This is a genomic window from Nonlabens sp. Asnod2-A12 (assembly GCF_045063745.1).
Lineage (GTDB): Bacteria > Bacteroidota > Bacteroidia > Flavobacteriales > Flavobacteriaceae > Nonlabens > Nonlabens xylanidelens.
The window spans coordinates 2,846,972-2,864,856 of record NZ_JBEFOB010000003.1; the positions used below are offsets into that span (position 1 = coordinate 2,846,972).

11 protein-coding genes are annotated in these 17,885 nt (G+C 35.0%); all 11 read left to right on the forward strand.

Annotated elements, in window-relative coordinates:
• The first annotated feature begins 65 nt into the window (after positions 1 to 65).
• Positions 66 to 2,090 (forward strand): cell division protein FtsZ, encoded by a 2,025-nt coding sequence (gene ftsZ, locus ACJJVJ_RS12930; protein WP_405370758.1) that lies wholly within the window; start codon positions 66 to 68, stop codon positions 2,088 to 2,090.
• Between the two features lie 157 nt (positions 2,091 to 2,247).
• Positions 2,248 to 2,691, forward strand: coding sequence for a GatB/YqeY domain-containing protein (locus ACJJVJ_RS12935; protein ID WP_104515759.1), 444 nt, complete (start codon positions 2,248 to 2,250; stop codon positions 2,689 to 2,691).
• 200 nt (positions 2,692 to 2,891) lie between these two features.
• Complete coding sequence (locus tag ACJJVJ_RS12940) at positions 2,892 to 3,887, forward strand: sugar kinase (protein WP_104515758.1); 996 nt, start codon at positions 2,892 to 2,894, stop codon at positions 3,885 to 3,887.
• A complete protein-coding gene (locus ACJJVJ_RS12945) occupies positions 3,887 to 4,543 on the forward strand; it encodes a bifunctional 4-hydroxy-2-oxoglutarate aldolase/2-dehydro-3-deoxy-phosphogluconate aldolase (RefSeq protein WP_405370761.1) in 657 nt (218 codons plus the stop codon). Before ACJJVJ_RS12940 ends, ACJJVJ_RS12945 begins: the two co-directional genes overlap by 1 nt.
• Before the next feature lie 130 nt (positions 4,544 to 4,673).
• Positions 4,674 to 5,393, forward strand: a complete 720-nt coding sequence (locus ACJJVJ_RS12950; protein WP_104515756.1) for a FadR/GntR family transcriptional regulator — start codon at positions 4,674 to 4,676, stop codon at positions 5,391 to 5,393.
• 170 nt (positions 5,394 to 5,563) lie between these two features.
• Positions 5,564 to 8,710 (forward strand): TonB-dependent receptor, encoded by a 3,147-nt coding sequence (locus tag ACJJVJ_RS12955; protein WP_170034597.1) that lies wholly within the window; start codon positions 5,564 to 5,566, stop codon positions 8,708 to 8,710.
• Positions 8,711 to 8,721: 11 nt separating this feature from the next.
• Complete coding sequence (locus ACJJVJ_RS12960) at positions 8,722 to 10,206, forward strand: RagB/SusD family nutrient uptake outer membrane protein (RefSeq protein ID WP_104515754.1); 1,485 nt, start codon at positions 8,722 to 8,724, stop codon at positions 10,204 to 10,206.
• On the forward strand, positions 10,206 to 12,602 hold the full coding sequence (locus ACJJVJ_RS12965; RefSeq protein ID WP_405370763.1) for a polysaccharide lyase 6 family protein: 2,397 nt from the start codon (positions 10,206 to 10,208) through the stop codon (positions 12,600 to 12,602). Before ACJJVJ_RS12960 ends, ACJJVJ_RS12965 begins: the two co-directional genes overlap by 1 nt.
• Before the next feature lie 19 nt (positions 12,603 to 12,621).
• Positions 12,622 to 14,058: an IPT/TIG domain-containing protein gene (locus tag ACJJVJ_RS12970; protein ID WP_405370764.1), complete on the forward strand. Its 1,437-nt coding sequence runs from the start codon at positions 12,622 to 12,624 to the stop codon at positions 14,056 to 14,058.
• Between the two features lie 167 nt (positions 14,059 to 14,225).
• Entirely contained in the window at positions 14,226 to 15,770 is a 1,545-nt protein-coding gene (locus ACJJVJ_RS12975; protein WP_405370766.1) for a lamin tail domain-containing protein, read from the forward strand.
• A gap of 519 nt (positions 15,771 to 16,289) precedes the next feature.
• Complete coding sequence (locus ACJJVJ_RS12980) at positions 16,290 to 17,573, forward strand: acetylxylan esterase (protein WP_405370768.1); 1,284 nt, start codon at positions 16,290 to 16,292, stop codon at positions 17,571 to 17,573.
• The last annotated feature ends 312 nt before the right edge of the window (positions 17,574 to 17,885 follow it).

Genomic DNA, 17,885 nt, shown 5'->3' on the forward strand with positions numbered 1-17,885 from the left:
AAAAAAGAAAAAGAAAAATACCGTGGTGTTAGAGCCACAAGCTTAAACCATAAAGTAGCAATATTATGAGTGAAGAATTTAACAGCATCGCGTTTGATTTGCCTAAAAACAAATCTAACGTTATCAAAGTCATCGGTGTAGGTGGTGGTGGTAGTAATGCTATCAAACACATGTACCAGCAGGGAATTAAAGGAGTGGATTTTGTAATCTGTAATACAGATTCTCAGGCACTAGATAATAGCCCTGTGCCTAATAAAATACAGCTAGGTGTTACCTTAACAGAAGGTCTAGGTGCTGGAGCAAATCCAGAGGTAGGAGAGCATGCAGCTAAAGAAAGTATAGAAGACGTTAGAGCATTATTAGATAGTAATACTAAGATGGTTTTCATCACAGCAGGAATGGGTGGTGGTACTGGTACAGGTGCTGCACCAGTTATTGCTCAAATTGCTCGTGATATGGACATACTTACAGTAGGTATAGTTACAACACCGTTTCAGTTTGAAGGAAAAGTACGTAATGAACAAGCGCAAAAGGGAATTGAAAAATTCCGCAGTAGTGTAGATTCTCTAATAATTATCAATAACAATAAACTGAGAGATGTGTATGGAAACTTAGGTTTCAAAGCAGGATTCTCAAAAGCAGATGAGGTACTTGCTACTGCCTCTCGCGGTATTGCAGAGGTTATTACAAATCACTACACTCAAAACATTGATTTACGTGATGCAAAGACAGTACTCGCTAATAGTGGTACTGCTATCATGGGTAGTGCACAGTCTACTGGTTCTAACCGTGCTCAAGAAGGGATTCTTAAAGCATTAGATTCTCCACTTTTAAATGATAATAAAATATCTGGAGCAAAGAACGTGTTGCTGTTAATAGTTTCTGGTACAGAAGAGATTACTATTGATGAAATAGGTGAAGTAAACGAGCACATTCAAAATGAAGCTGGTGGTGTCGCAAACATTATTATGGGTGTAGGTGAAGATGAAGCTCTGGGAGACGCCATCTCTATTACGGTTATTGCTACTGGTTTTGATGTAGAACAGCAAAATGAGATCTCAAATACTGAGGCAAAAAGAATTATCCATACGCTAGAAGAAGAGCAACGTGCTACGGCTATCCTGGACGAGGCAAACAGCGATATTGTTGCAGGTGAGCTTATCATGGATCTTGAAGAAGAGGTGGTTGAGGATATCGCTTTCGCGGAAGCGGAACCAGAACCAATTCCTGTGCCAGTGGAGCCTGAAAAACCTTTAGTTATTGTTCATGAATTAGGTGAAGAAGAGCCAGAAGAAGCCGCTATTCCAGTTGTTGAAGAAAATGTTTTGATACCTACTACAGAGTTTATAAATAACTTAAATGTGGTTTATGAAGAAGTTTTAGATCAAACTCAAGACTTCGTGATCAAAGAAGTATCTGCAGAAAAAGTAGAGACCGAAGAACAGATAGTAATTAAGGAAGAAATTGAAGTAAAAGAGGAGGATGAAGATCAGTTCTTTTTAGACTTTGACATGCCATTATCTGCTCAATTAAAAGAAGAAGAGCAAACGCCACCAGCAAAGAAGTATCATCAATTAGAAGATATTGAAGTTAACGAGCCGATTAATGTTGTCCCTGTTAATGATGATACTAAAGAAGGTGTTACAGTTTATTCTCTAGAAGATTATGCTGAAGAAGAAGAGCGTTTAAATAATGCAAAGCCACAACATAGAATTGAAGAGAAGGAAGTGGTTGTAGAGCCAGAACCTGAGATTAAAATCGTTTCTAAAACTGCTCCTGTAACACCGCAAGAACCTAAAACTGAAATAATAGATAAAGATGTAGATCCTACAGATTTACCGCTTAATGAGGTTTTAGTGCAAAGAGCAGAAGAACGTAAACGTAAAATGCATGCTTATAATTATAAATTTAAAAACTCTCATAGATTAGATGAGATAGAAAAGCAGCCAGCATATTTGAGACAAGGTGTTGAATTGGATAAATTACCTAAAGAAGGAGAAAGGTCTAGAACCACTCTTTCTACAGATGAGAATAATGAAATCCAGTTCAGATCTAACAATAATTCTTTTCTACATGATAATGTAGACTAGAAGCATTTTCCCCTAAATGCACATAGCCCAAATACTGTAATGGTATTTGGGTTTTTTTATGCAATTCAAATTCGTATTTTTGAAAGGTATTAAGAGCTATATAAAACATAATCGTTGTTACGGATTAAATGTACAGCGGTGAATAGATAATAAAATTATGAGTTTAGAAAAAGATATAATGGCAGCTATGAAAGAAGCCATGAAAGCAAAAGATCAAGTTGCACTGGCGTCTTTAAGAGCGGTAAAAAGCGAGTTGTTATTATCAAAAACATCTGGAGGTGGAGAATTAACCGAGGAAGATGAAATCAAAATTGTCCAAAAACTAGTTAAGCAACGCAAGGATAGCGCTCGTATATTTTCTGAACAAAATAGAGAAGATCTTTCTGAGCCAGAACTAGCTCAAGCGGCTGTATTAGAAAAATTCTTGCCAGAGCAATTAAGTGAAGAGGACGTTGCTGCCATAGTCAAGGAAATTATTTCTAAGACTGGAGCAACTGGTATGAAAGATATGGGTAAAGTAATGGGTATGGCAAACAAAGAACTTGCTGGTAAAGCAGATGGTAGAACTATAAGTACTGTAGTAAAAGCACAGCTTACATAACCTATTTTAAATTATTTTGTAAAAAAGGCTGCAATCTCTTGCAGCCTTTTTTTTGTGTAAATTTCTGTAATTGCTTGTATTAATAGGTGATTAAGACGCATTATTGATAGAGAAAATTATACTCATTAGGTACAGGATTGTATAATTATTGCACAAATCTATTGATATGCCTTAAGTTTGTGCCTCAACTAAAAGAAATTATGTCACAAAAAGTAGTAACTCTAGGTGAGGTTTTGATGAGATTAACCGTGCCTAATAATAAAAGATTATTTCAAACTGTCAATTTTGATGTGACCTTTGGTGGTTCAGAGGCTAACGTAGGTGTTTCTCTTGCTCATTTTGGATTAAAAGCTACACACATAACCGCTTTACCTCATAATGATTTAGGAGAGCGCGTTTCTCGTTTTCTAAAATTAAATGGTGTAAGTAATAAAGGAGTGGTCCGTAAAGAAGGACGTTTAGGTATCTATTATTTAGAATCTGGCGCAATGCAAAGACCTTCTAGGATAGTTTATGACCGTTTTGACACCACTTTTGGAGATCTAGATGAGTCAGAAGTAAATTGGGATGTAGTTTTTAAAGGTGCTGACTGGTTTCATTACAGTGGTATTACACCAGCTATTTCTCAAAAAGCTGCAGATGTTACTCTACGCGCTTTAAAAGAAGCTCGTAAAAGAGGTATAACGACTAGTGGGGATATCAACTATCGAAGAAATTTATGGCAATATGGTAAGCAGCCGCTAGATGTAATGCCTGGTCTTGTAGAACTTACAGATGTGGTAGTAGGTGGACGTGTAGATCTAGAAAACTGTTTAGGTATAGTTAATGAAGACTGGGAGACTAATTGTAAAATGGTACAGGAAAAATATCCTCACATAAAGGCTTTTTCTAAAACTATACGTAATGCAATGTCTGCTTCTAGAAATGAACTGACAGCAGTAATGTATAAAGACGGAAAGATGTATACATCTAAGACCTATGAAATGAAAAACATTGTAGACCGTATAGGTGGTGGAGATGCATTCATGGCAGGTTTAATTTATGGATTACTAAATTTAGAAGAGCAACAAACTGTAGAGTTTGCAATAGCAGCCTCTGTTTTAAAGCACAGTACAATAGGTGATGTGAACTTGAGCAGTAAAGAAGAAGTAGAAGAACTAGTTAGTGGTAATAGTGTAGGAAGACTTTTAAGATAATGGATACTAAAAATTTTATAAAACTTACAGAAGATCATAAAATAGTGCCTGTTTTTTTTAATGAAAACAGTGACGTTGTGATCAAAACGATACAAGCCTCTTATAATGGAGGAGTTAGGATTTTTGAATTTGTAAATCGTGGTACAAATGGTTTAGAAACTTTTAAAAAGGTTTCTAAGCATTTTTCTGATTTAACCGATTTAATTCTAGGTGTAGGAACTATTTATGATTCTCAAACAGCTCAAACTTTTATCGAGAGTGGTGCGCAATTTATTGTTTCGCCTGGGCTAGTTATTGAACTGGGTGAGTATTGTAAGAAAAGTAATGTTGCTTACATTCCTGGAGTTGCTACTATTACAGAAACGATCACTGCTATGCACTTAGGTTGTGAGATGATTAAGATATTTCCAGCAAATGTTATTGGTTCCGCTTTCGCGAAAGCGGTAAAATCAGTTATGCCTCACTTAGCAATTATGCCTACAGGAGGTGTAGAGCCTACCAGCGACTCTATGGGAGAATGGTTTAATGCAGGAGTAAATTGTGTAGGAATGGGAAGTCAGCTTTTTGATAAAAAGAAAATAAGCAGTGGCGACTTTGAAGGATTACAAAAAGATATATCAATCGCGGTAGAAGTTGCGAAAACGATAAATATGTAGCCTTTTATTGACATATGTTCATCTAAAAATGCAAATATTACTAAATCTAAAAATTTTTGGCTTAGAATATTTGCATATCTCTAACTATTCACTTTAATTTGGGCAACCAGATTGGTAAACCAATTTTTGAATGCTAGAACACGGTCTACAACTTGTAAATTTAATAACTGACAACGATAACGATGTAGATCGCGACGTTGAGGTTATGAATAAAATAAAAGCACTAATTGAAAAACATCAATTAGAGGTTGGAGATAAGTTACCCTCAGAACGAAAGCTTTCTGAAAAGCTTAGTGTATCACGTAATCAGATACGTGCAGCGATTCAAAAATTAGAGTTTTATGGTATTATTAAAACAATGCCTCAAAGTGGTTCTGTAATTACAGGTATAGGAATGCCATCTATCAATAGTATGATGACAGATATTCTAGACCTAGAGTTACCAGATTTTAGATCTTTAGTAGAAACGAGAGTCATTATAGAGACGCAAGCTATAAAACTAGCAGCTGTTAGACGTAGTGAAGAGTCTTTAAAAGAATTAGAAGAAGCTCAATTAGATTTTCAAGAGAAAATACTTAATGGAGAACCTTCTGTAATTGAAGATTTGAAATTTCATCTTGCTATAGTTAAATGTAGTGAGAATACAGTAATATATGGCCTTATGAAAATTATTGTTCCAGGTATTATCGGTCACTTTAATAAGGAGCATATATGTGATAGATCTGAGGCTGTGAAATTGAATAAAGAACACAATGCTATTTTAAAAGGGATAAAAGATAAAAATCCAGAAGAAGCTTTAAAAGCAATGGAGATTCATTTTACCGCCTTGAGAGAATACATTAAAAAATAAAAAAGCACGAGCTGCCACTCATGCTTTTTATGAAAATTAAAATAATCAACAAAAAGAGTAAGACTCTTTAATAGCGAAATTAACAATTTAGGCGCATTTTTTATAAGAATGTGATGCTTATTTTGATGATTTTAAGTTAAAGTGTCTTAACAAATATTTTAAAAATGAATATGAGAAAGATACTTTTTATTTTCTGCTTACTTTGTTTACCCACTATATCGATTGCGCAAAGTGGTAAGGAAGTCACTGGTACTGTGACATCTGGAGCAGATTTAGAGTCTATTTTAGGCGCTACTGTCCAAATTTTAAATACCAATAGAGCTGCTGTTACAGATTTAGATGGGAAATTTAAAATTATGGCAAGTCCAGAAGATGTTCTGGTTATTAGTTCTTTGGGTTTTAAGACTCAAAACATTATTGTAGGTGATAAAACTACATTTGAAATCATCATGCAGGAAGATGAAGAAACTTTAGATGAAGTAATAGTAGTCGCTTACGGTAAGTCTTCCAGAAGTAACCTTACTAACTCTGTAAGTCAGCTTAAAAATGAAAACCTTGATGAATTAACTTACTCAGGTGTCGGTGACGCTTTAAAAGGTAAGTTGGCAGGGGTGCAAATTAAGAACACCTCAGGTCAAGTAGGTGATGCCCCAGAGATTAGTATTCGTGGTTTATCTTCAATTACAGCTAGTGGTACACCTTTAATAGTGGTAGATGGTTTTCCTATCGCAGATGCGTTAGAGTTTATCAATCCTAGTTCTATTAAATCTATTGAGGTTCTTAAAGACGCTAGTTCTGCTGCTCTTTATGGTTCTCGTGGTGCTAATGGTGTTATTTTAGTTACTACTAAAGATGGAGACGGTGAGCCTAAGTTTAGTTTCAAAGCATTTACAGGTGTAAAATCTGTTTTAAGATTGCCTGAGATTTTAAATACAACTGAGTTTACTGAGTTAACAAGAAATGAAAGACAAATAGCAGAAAATGCAACTGCATTGAGTGAAGGTCGTGATCCAGCTTCAATTGGTTTTTCTAATTTAGAACTTGCTCGTCGTATCATTGCTCAAGGAACAAGTGGAAGTACAGATGGTACAGACTGGTTAGAAGAGGCTAAGGCAGATGATGTGACGATACAGAATTATCAATTTGATGTAGGTGGTGGTAGTCGTTTAACTAAATACTATTTCTCTGGTCAGTATATACAGGATGAAGGATTAGTAAAAGGTATGGATTATAAAGCGTTGAACCTTCAGGCACGTTTTAATACTAAGTTAAACGACAAGGTGAAGTTAGGTGTTAACTTTAGACCTTCTTATTCTAGACAACAACGTACTGCATTAGATTTCTCAAATTTTTCTAGAAATTATAATTTCTTTGCTCCTTATCACAATGAGTTCAGTAGTAATTTAACAGGACAGCCTGTAGGTAGTTATGCACACCCTAGACATTTTACAAACTTAGATTTAAGTTATGTAGATGACGAAGGTCAACAACAAGACTTTACACAGTCTAGTATTTGGGGTTCTAGTAATAACAATCCATTATCTAGATTATTAGAAGATAAAAGAGTACGATATGAATACCGTTTTGTAGCAGATGGTAAACTAGATTGGAAAATTGCAAAGAATTTTAATTATCAAGGTAGAGTAGGTGCTTATTTCAGATTAAGAGTTGATGAGCGTTTTAGAACATCTGAAGGTAATAGTAATGGGCAGTCCTTTGGTGAAGATGTGAATAGCATAAGAAACCGTGTAGTAACTGAGCATACATTTGATTATAACTACAAAACTGGTGATCATAATTTTGACTTTTTAGCAGGTGGTACTTATGAGTATACTTTCTTAAAAACTTCAAGCATTTTGGGTAACAATTTCCCAACAGACTTTATTGAGACAATTAATGCAGCTACTATTATTGATGCAAATGATACATTTACTCTTAAAGAAGAGATAGGTTTACTTTCTGGTCTTGCTCGTGTAAACTATAATTATGATAACAAATATTTGATTTCTGTTGCTGCTAGAGCAGATGGTAGTTCTTTATTTGGTCCTGAGAATAGATATGGTTTCTTCCCTTCAGCTAGTGCGGGATGGAATATTCATAATGAAGATTTTTTCAATGAAAAAGTTCCTTTCTTCAATCAATTAAAAATGAGAGCTAGTTATGGTGTTGTAGGTAATAATAATATTGACAACTATTCATTTACTAACTTATTATTCCCATCAAACTATTCATTAGGTGATGGACCTGGAGCGATTGTTTCTGGTCTTGCAGAGAGTGGAAATACTCTTGCAAACAGAAGTATCAGTTGGGAGCAAACAGATTCTTACGATTTAGGTATCGATGCAGCTATCTTAGATAAAAGGGTGAGATTTACTGCAGATTATTATTATTCGATCACAAAAGATCTATTGCTTAATCAAAATGTTTCTTTTGCTACTGGTCATGATAATTTCATAAATAATGTTGGTAAAATTCAAAATCAAGGTATTGAATTTGCAGTTTCTACTGATTTTGATTTTGGTGATCTTAACTGGGTATTCTCAGGTAACATAAGTTCTAACAGTAATAAATTAATATCTCTAGGTGGAGAAGAGCAATTTATTAATAACGGAGAAAGAGAAGATCAATACATTTCTAGAGTAGGTGAAGAAGCTATTCAGTTTTATGGATATCAATCTATAGGTGTATGGCAAAGTCAAGCAGAAATTGATGCAAATCCTAGTTCTGCAGAAGACGCGCCAGGAGGAATAAGAGTAGCAGATATTAACGAAGATGGTGTTATAACAACAGCAGATAGAACTACTTTAGGTAGTCCTTTCCCTGACTTTACTTGGGGTGTGTCTAACACGTTTAAGTATAAAGGATTTGACTTATACTTCTTGTTACAAGGTAGCCATGGTGCTGAAGTGTTTTATGGTGATGGATTCTATATTGAAACTAGAGCATTACATGCAGACTTCTTAGAAGATCGTTGGGTACATGCAGACGTGCCAGCTAGTCAGCCTACTGGTCGTGTAGGTCGTGAGTGGACAGCAACAGATCAGTTAATTCAAGATGCTAGTTATGTAGCATTAAGAGAAGCTGTTTTAGGTTACACTTTTACAGATAAAGTAACAGAGTCTATGGGTATTGAATCTTTTAGAATCTTTGCTTCGGCACAAAACTTATTTTACATTTTTGCCGATGATTATTATGGTAATAATCCTGAAGAAGTACGTACGTCAGGACAGTATGCTTCACCTTTAGTTTCTGGATACCAGAGAGGTGCTGACCCATTAAGCAGACAGTTTGCAGTAGGAATTGATATTACATTTTAAAAAGTAGCATGATGAAGACATATATTTATAAAATAGCCGCCTTAATAGTAATTGCAACTGCATTACACTCATGTGAGGACGCCATAGATTTAGAACCTATATCAGACATAGGTGCTGATGGTTTTTATGCCAATGCAGATCAGGTAAATCTTGGGATAATAGGAGCTTATAACTCTTTACAAGAAAAACAATTTGATGAATGGGTGGTTACAGAATTGCGTAGTGATAATACTCAATTAAGTTTTGATAATTCACAAAATGCAAACGTACCTTACCGTCAGTTAGACCAGTTCGTTTCTAACCCATTAAATGAATTTACTTCCAGCTACTGGAGAGCATCTTATAAAACTATAGGTTTAAGTAATCACGTAATTGAAGCGATAGATGTAGTAGAAGATGCAACTCTTGCAGCACAGTATGAAGGAGAGGCAAGATTTTTAAGAGGTCACTCTTTATTTAATTTAGTTAGATTATACGGTGGTGTATTTATAGTTACAGAAACAGTTGATGCTTCTCAGGCTAGAAACCTAGAGCGTAAAAGTATTGAAGAGGCTTATACAGTTATTATAGAAGACCTAGAATTTGCTTATAACAATTTACCGGACAGTTATGGTTCTGATCAAGCAGGTAGAGCAACCAAATGGGCTGCAGGTTTAGAATTAGGTAAAGCATTACTAACATTAGGGACTAGTGATAGTAAAGTAAGAGCAGAGATTGTTTTACGTGATGTAGTTTCCTCTAGTGGTGGACGTCTGTTAGATAACTATGAAGATGTATTTGATACCAATAATGAAATGAATGACGAGATATTCTTTGCAGTTCGTTATCAATCAGGCCTAGTAGGTTTAGGTGCTCCATTTGCAAATTTATTCTCACCTAGAGCGAGTGAAAATTCTGTAGTATTCGGTGGTGGAGATGAGTTTAACGTTCCTACAGAAGGTATGGAATCTCTTTATGCTGCAAATGATCCTAGAGCTGGTGTTAACTTTTCAACTTCATGGGTTGATAATGTTGGTAATACAAATTTTGAACGTTTCATCAGTAAATATAATTCTGATTTTGGTAATGTAGATGACGCTCCTAACGACTGGGTTATCAGCCGCTATGCAGATGCTGTTTTACTTCTTGCTGAAACAATCAATGAAAATTCAGGTCCAACTACAGAAGCTGTAGATTTATTAAACCTTGTGAAAAATAGAGCAAACCAACCTGACGCAGTTGCAACAGATGTGGATACTTTCTTTGAATTTAAGTTAGCGCTAGAAGAGGAAAGACGTAAAGAATTTGCATTTGAAAATCACAGATGGTTTGATTTAGTTCGTAATAATAGAGCTGTCACAGTAATGAATAATCACTTTGCAACAGATTTTCAATACAATGATCCAGACGCACCATTTTTCAATACTGCGCCTATTCAACAGTTTCAGACTTTGCTTCCTATTCCTCAGTATGAGATCGATTTAAATCCGTCAGTTGCACAAAACGTAGGTTATTAATGAAGATTAGAGTTAACATAATCATATGGTTTGTTTTGTGTTTCGCTTTCGCGAAAGCGCAAAATATACCAGTAGATAATTCTCAATCTCTTAATGCAGCTATTAAAAAAGCTGTGCCAGGTGATACTATTATCATGGCAGATCAAGAATGGCGTGATATAGACATTAAATTTAAATCTAATGGTACTGCTGATAAACCAGTTGTTCTTAGATCCCAAACACCTGGTAAAGTAAAATTAACAGGTAGCTCTTCATTGAGAATAGGAGGAGATTATCTAGAGGTTCATGGATTATGGTTTGATGGTGGAGATACCGGAAAAAATAATGTCATCAGATTTGAGGCAGACTCAGATACGCCTGCGAGATATAGTAGACTGACTAATTGTGCCATAATAGGTGTAGGGCCAGAGCAAAGAGATATTACTTCTTATTATGTAGCATTACATGGTAAGAATAATAGAGTAGATCATTGTGCTTTTTTAGGTAAAACTAATAAGGGACCTACGGTAGCTGTTAGACTTAAAAATGGTGCCGATAATCAACATAGGATTGACCATAATTATTTTGGTGAACGCATACCGTTAGGGTTTAATGGTGGCGAGACTATACGTATAGGTACTTCTACTTACTCGATGGAATCTTCTCGTACTATAGTAGAGAATAATTTTTTTGAAAAGTGTAATGGTGAAATAGAAATTATCTCTATTAAATCTGGGAATAACATTGTACGTAACAATTTAATTCTAGAGAGTGAAGGGACTATTACTCTACGTCATGGTAATAATAATTTAATTGATGGTAACGTCATTATAGGTAACAATGTACCTAAGTCTGGTGGTATCAGAATGATTAATAAAGGTAATATCGTTCAGAATAACATCTTAATAGGAATAAAAGGAAAGGAATATCGAGCACCTTTAGTTATCATGAATGGAATTCCTAATACTGAGTTGAATGGCTACCATCAGGTTGAAAACGGTATTATTCAAAACAATACTATCATTAACTCTGCACCAGTTGCACTAGCAATTAATTCCAGAAAAGGAGCTGATGCTGCACCACTGAATACTAAGTTTTTAAATAATCTTTTTTATAGTAATGATAGATCGTTAGTTGCAGCTGCCTTTGGAGATGTAACAGGTATTCATATGGACGGTAATGTAGCAAGTACGTTTGTTATTCAGGATTTTAAAGGAATAAAGACGATAGATTTTAAGATGACTGCGGTTAATGGTATCGCTGTGCCGTCTAGAGAATTTGATTCATTACTTGTAGGAGTAAAAACGAAACCTAAAGTACGTGTTGACGCTACAGGAACTCTTAGATCTAATCTGAGAGCTGGTGCAGTTGTACCAGGTAACTTTAAGCCACCATTGGCCTTAGTGTCTGAAGCAGGTGTAAGTTTTATCAGTATAGCAGAGATGAGAGCTATTGCTGAGAAAGTGTCTGAAGTGGTTGTTAAAGTCGCTCCAGGAGAACGTACGCTAGAAAAAGCAATTAAAAATACGATAGGTCCCACTACAATTATTCTTGAAGAAGGTATTTACTCTCTTTCTAAAGGGAATAAAATAGCCAATGAAATTACTATTAAAGGTGCAGGGATAGATAAAACATTTATTAAGATAGCTGAAAATGTAGAGAAAACACCTCAGTATATTTTTAGAATGGATGGTTCAAAGTCTTTGACTGTTCAAGATGTTAGTATCGACGGTGCTAATGAAGGAAACGATGCTGTGAAGTATGCGTTTACTTCTCCTAATAATGCTACTACTCAAATTTATAACCTTTTTGTTCACAATGTAAGGTTGGATAATTTTAATAATTCTGATGGAGGCGCTGTCTATAAAGCTTATAAAGGTACTAAGGCAGATACAATCTCTTTTTCAAATACACATATTAAGAACGCTTTTAGAGGTCTGAATCTTTCTTATGAAAAAAGTTCTGACGGTAAGTATAATGCAGAAAATATAATGATTTTCAACAGTTCGTTTACAGATATAGAAGAGTTTGCAATTAACTATTCTAGAAAAGGTAAAGAATTGGGGACTACTGGTGGAAACCTTTTAATAGATCATTGTGTCTTTTATAGAGTAGATGATTCTGAAAAAGGTAGAATTATAAAAGTCCAAGGAATAGAAAATGTTAGCATTAAGAATTCAATCATTGATAATTCTAGAAATACTGAAAGTATCATTCAGTTAAAAGGTGCTAATCAAAAAATTGAAAATTGTGTTATTTATAATAGCGGTAAAGTGAAAATCACGGGAGGCGCTTCAGATAATAATATATTAAGAACTAACCCTAAGTGGGATAGTTTAGAGTCTTTCTCATTAAAAAGTAATTCTGAGCTTTTAAATGCAGGAACAGATCAAAAGAATATCGGATTAATTAAATAGGAAATTAAAAATTCAAATCATGAAAAACATATACAAATTACTTGTTGTTTTGACCATATTTGCTGGAGTGTTTATCGCTTGTGATGCAGATGTTGAGATAGACCAAACAGTAGAGGAGATCCAGTCGGCACAGCCTACTATTACTTCTTTTTCACCTGGTACAGCTGCAGTAAACTCTATTGTTACAGTAGAAGGTACATTTTTGAACTTTGCTACAGAAGCTTATATCAATGATGTTGAAGCAGTTATTACATCTAGAATTACAGGTGAAACATTACAAATTCAAGTACCTAATAATGCAACGAGTGGAGTGATCAAGATCGTAACAGAGCAAGGGAAAGAAGCTGAAAGCGCAGACGGTCTAACAGTTACTTATCCTGTTCCTGCAGTGACTAATACTTTACCTGCGGCAGGCGATGTGAATTCTGTTATTAATTTAACTGGTACTGATCTAGCTGGTGTAACAGAAGTTTCTTTTGGAGGTACTCCAGCAGTTATTGAATTTCAAGAAGATCAAGCTTTAGTAATTCGTGTTCCTAATAACGTAGGATTTGTGGATGTAGCTATTAACTATTTATCTTCTACCGGCCCTGAATCTACAATTATAGCAACAGGTTTTGAAGTAATTCTTCCACAGCCTACGATAGGTGGTTTTCCATCTGTGTTAACTCGTGATAATGAAGTAATCGTTACAGGTCAAGATATGAACCTTATTACTGATGGTAATGTAAATGGTACTAATGTTGTTTTTACAACACAAACACCTACTGAAGTAAGATTTAATGTGCCTACTTCAATCGTTACTGGATATGTAGACGTTAATCTTAACTTTCAAGGAGGTGGTACTATATCGCAAACAGGTCTACCATATATTAACGGTCAGTTTGAGCAATTATATGAATTTGATTCAGATTCTGCATCTGTTTTTGCAATTGATGCTTCTAAAGATCCTTTAGCTGTTGTTTCTGTTAACGGTAATGTATCTCAGCCACCATTTCCTGGTAACAATTATTATGCGCTAGAGATGAACACATCTACTAGTTCTACAGTAGGTAGGGCAAAAATTCATGATACTACGACTAGCGCAACATTCAATAATATTCTAGACGCTGGTAACTACGGTGATAATCCAGTACTACACTTCTGGATGAATACTGAAGATACTGAGATGGCATTTAAAATATACCTAGGAGGTACAGGTTCGGCTAATAGACGTAGTCTTCAAGGGTCTGCAGCAAATACTGGTAATAACTGGAAACTTCACGCCGTAAGACTTAATGGATTTATTCCAAATCAGTCTAGTGTAGCTAATGTTTTTGAATTAAGAATTACACCAGGTAGTAGTAGTGCAGCAGTACCAGCTTATTTCAATTTTGATTGGTTGATTGTTACTGATAGAGTTCTTACTGAATTTGGTGCAGTAGATGTAACTGATGACTTTAGACCAGCAGGATAGACTTAGCTCTATTGTAAAAAGAAAATATTTTTTAAATCAAAATATATAGTAAAAGCGGTATTGTTTAAAATGCCGCTTTAAGTAAAAAAAAGATTATTACTCTATACAGTTCATGCTGTAGAAGCTATACTATTTTGGTGTCATTTTAATTTAATCCATATTTATTTATGAAAACAAAATTACCTTTAATAGCTATGCTTTTTGGAATGTTTGCTTTTGCGCAACTTCCAGGAGATATCATTGTTTCAGAGATCATGATCGATCCTAACGGTGATGAGAGAGTAAGAGAATGGTTTGAAGTTTACAACACAACTTCTACTGCCATTGATATGAATGGATGGACCATTTTAGATAAATCTAGTAACGGTAGAGCTCACGTTATCACTTCTGCTACACCAGTGATGGTTCCAGCGGGAGAGTATGCTGTATTAGCAAATAGTACAGATGTATTGTTAAATGGCGGTATGACTGCTGCCACTAATAATATTATATATGTATACAGTTACAATAGCCCAGTAGGTGGACCAGCAACTCCAGGTGTAGGAACAGACTGGCCTACATGGAACAATGAAACAACGTATTCTGGTGGATCTACAAATGACGATGGTATCGGACTAGAAACAGCGTCAGGAGTTTTGATAGATGAAATTCTTTACGGTTTTGGTTATGCAGGACTTAACGCATGGCCAGCACAAGGTGCTCCACAGTTTACAAGTTACCAGTTAGATGCCTCTACACTAGATAGTGCTTCTAATGATGTTGCTGCAAACTGGTTAGAAAGCACTGCTTCTTATGGTACAGATGGAGCTGTAGGGACTCCAGGATTAGCAAATTTCTCTGCAGGTGGTACAGCAGCTATTAATGCTGGAGATATTGTTATTACAGAAATGATGATAGACCCAGACGGTACTGAAGCAAACACGGAATGGTTTGAAGTTTATAATACTACGTCTAATCCTATTGACATGATGGGATGGACTATAGGTGATGAATCTTCTAGTAGCCGTATTCATGAAATTACTACATCAGTAATAGTAGCGCCAGGTTCATATGCTGTATTCTCACCTACTTCTGACGCGACACTTAATGATGGGATTACAAACGTGGCTTATGCATATGGTTTTGACTCACCAGTAGGTGGTCCAGTAAATTTAATGGGTACTAGTTTCCCTAGGTTCAATAATGAATCTTCTTTTAACGATTCAGATCAAACAGATAATGAGACTGACGGTATCGTTCTTAGCTCTGATACTGGTCTTGTTATTGATGAGGCAATTTATGACTATGGTTATGGTACAGCACCTATAGGGTGGCCTGCTCAAGGTACTTCTGGTGGTGCTAGTTGGGAATCAAATACTTTTGATAATGTTGCAAACGATATGTCTTCAGCATGGGATAGAGCTACCGCTACTTATGGTAGTAGAAGCACTTTACAGCAAGGTACTCCTGGGGTAAGAAACACATTAAGTGTGTCTTCAGCTACTTTAGGTACTATTAAATTATACCCTAACCCTTCTCAAGATTTTATTTCTATTACTATGGATAATGGTCAGTGGGATACTTTGCAAGTTTATAATGTAACTGGTCAGGTTGTAATGAATGTTGCTAGCTATACAGAAAGAGTAAATGTTACTTCTTTAAATACAGGTACATATTTTGTAAAAGTTAATGCAACGCAAGGATCTGAAACTATACAGTTTTTAGTGAAATAAAGTTCACTTAAATAGTGATATTAATCACAGCCTTATCTTTACTTTTTAAGTAGGATAAGGCTGTTTTTATTTTTAAGATTACTAGATATGTCTTAATGATGTTTTAAATTTCAATGGCTAGTTGTAGAATATATTAGTAATTCATGAGATTTGAAACTAATAATAGCAATTTAAGATACAATGGTAATAACTTTTATACGATGTGATACTATTGAAATATAAACATTGGATATTTGTTAAGTGCCGAGTAATTGAAGGTGTAGGTTCAGAAAGTTATTTAAAACTTTCGGATCTAATTATTCTAGGAAGAAGTAGTTTGAAGGTTACGCTTTCGCGAAAGCGAGATACCCACATAATCCATATCTATAATTATTACTGGTTTATGTAGTGAGATGTGACCATGTTTTACATACTAACAATGGTTTTGTATAAGGCTCAATATGCTCAACAGCTATGATCGGTTATGGAATGTGAAAGTGAAATGGAATGTTTAATTATAACAAGTTTGAAATTATAAACATGAAGAATTATATTATACTAGTACTATTAATGTCAGGTTTATCTGGAGTGTGTCAATCACAAAAAGAAGATCTTATTAGAATTCTAGTCGCTCCGGTAAGTGATAGTTATGAATATGAAGTAGGTGAAAGAGCAGACTTTGAGATCTCTATTTTTAAATATGGTAAACTAGTAAAGAATGCAAAGGTTCAATATACCATTGCCGAGGAGCAAATGAAACCTACCGTTAATTCTACCATTACACTTAAAACAGGTCATGGTACTATAGAGGGAATTAAGATGGATCAACCAGGTTTTTTAAGGTTAACGGTAAATTATAAAGAGAATGGCAAGACTTTTTCTAATACTGCCACAGCAGGAATAGATGTGGATAATATCAAGACCTTTACTCAAATGCCAGCAGATTTTGATTCTTTTTGGAAAAAAGCGATAAGACAAGCCCGTAAAATAGAACTGAATCCGCAGTATACAAGACTTCCAGAGCAGGATACAGATAAGAACCTTGCTTATCATATAAGATTTAATCACGGTAAGAAGTCTTACATATATGGAATTTTAATGATGCCTAAAAAAGAAGGGGTTTATCCAGCTGTGTTAACTGTTCCAGGTGCAGGTGTGCGTTCTTATAAAGGCACTAATAAGAGTGATGACGTTATTTCTTTACAAATAGGTATTCATGGTATACCAGTAAACTTATATGGCAGCGATGTTTATGATAACCTTGATAAAGGAGCTTTATATAAATATTACTGGAATAGAATGGACGACCGTGATGCGTATTATTACAAGCGTGTGTACACCGCTTGTATTAGAGCGATAGATTTTATTCATACGATCGATAAATTTGATGGTGATAACCTAGCAGTAATGGGTGGATCTCAAGGTGGAGCGCTTACTATAATGACAGCTGCTCTAGATGATAGGGTAGATGCTATTGCAGCGTTTTATCCGGCACTAGCAGATCTAGATGGTTTTAATAATGGGCGCGCAGGTGGCTGGCCTAGAATTTTTGAAAGAGGATTTGATTTTACAGAAGAAAAAAGAGCAGTAGCTAGATATTATGACATCGTGAATTTTGCTAGAAATCTTAAAACGCCAGGTTATTATGCTTATGGTTATAATGACAATATAGTTCCGGCCAGCTCTGTTACCGCTATGTTACAGGAGATAAAAGCAAAGAAAACCATAGAGATCGCATATGATGCTGCCCACTGGATGTACCCAGAAGTACAACAACAAGGTAAAAAATGGTTGTTCAAAAAAATTAAAGTGTCAGGGTATTAATCCTCAACCAACTATTAGATAATTTGATTTTGATAACACAGCGATTTCTGTGTTTATCTTAAGAGTGGTATGTATTCTATGATATTAATCGCTATACCTGTCTTTTTAACACGGCAACTCTAGTTAATTTAGATACCTAAAAGTCGCAATTTGTTTTCTATTTGCGCAATACATTTATACTAATTTTCATAAGTAATGTCAATTGTGTAACCGTTGGAATCAATAAGAATTAAATAAAAAAATAGACAACTAACTTATTACATAGTAGTTTATCTAAGCTTACAGTAAAATGGTTTAAAATCAAACTATTTA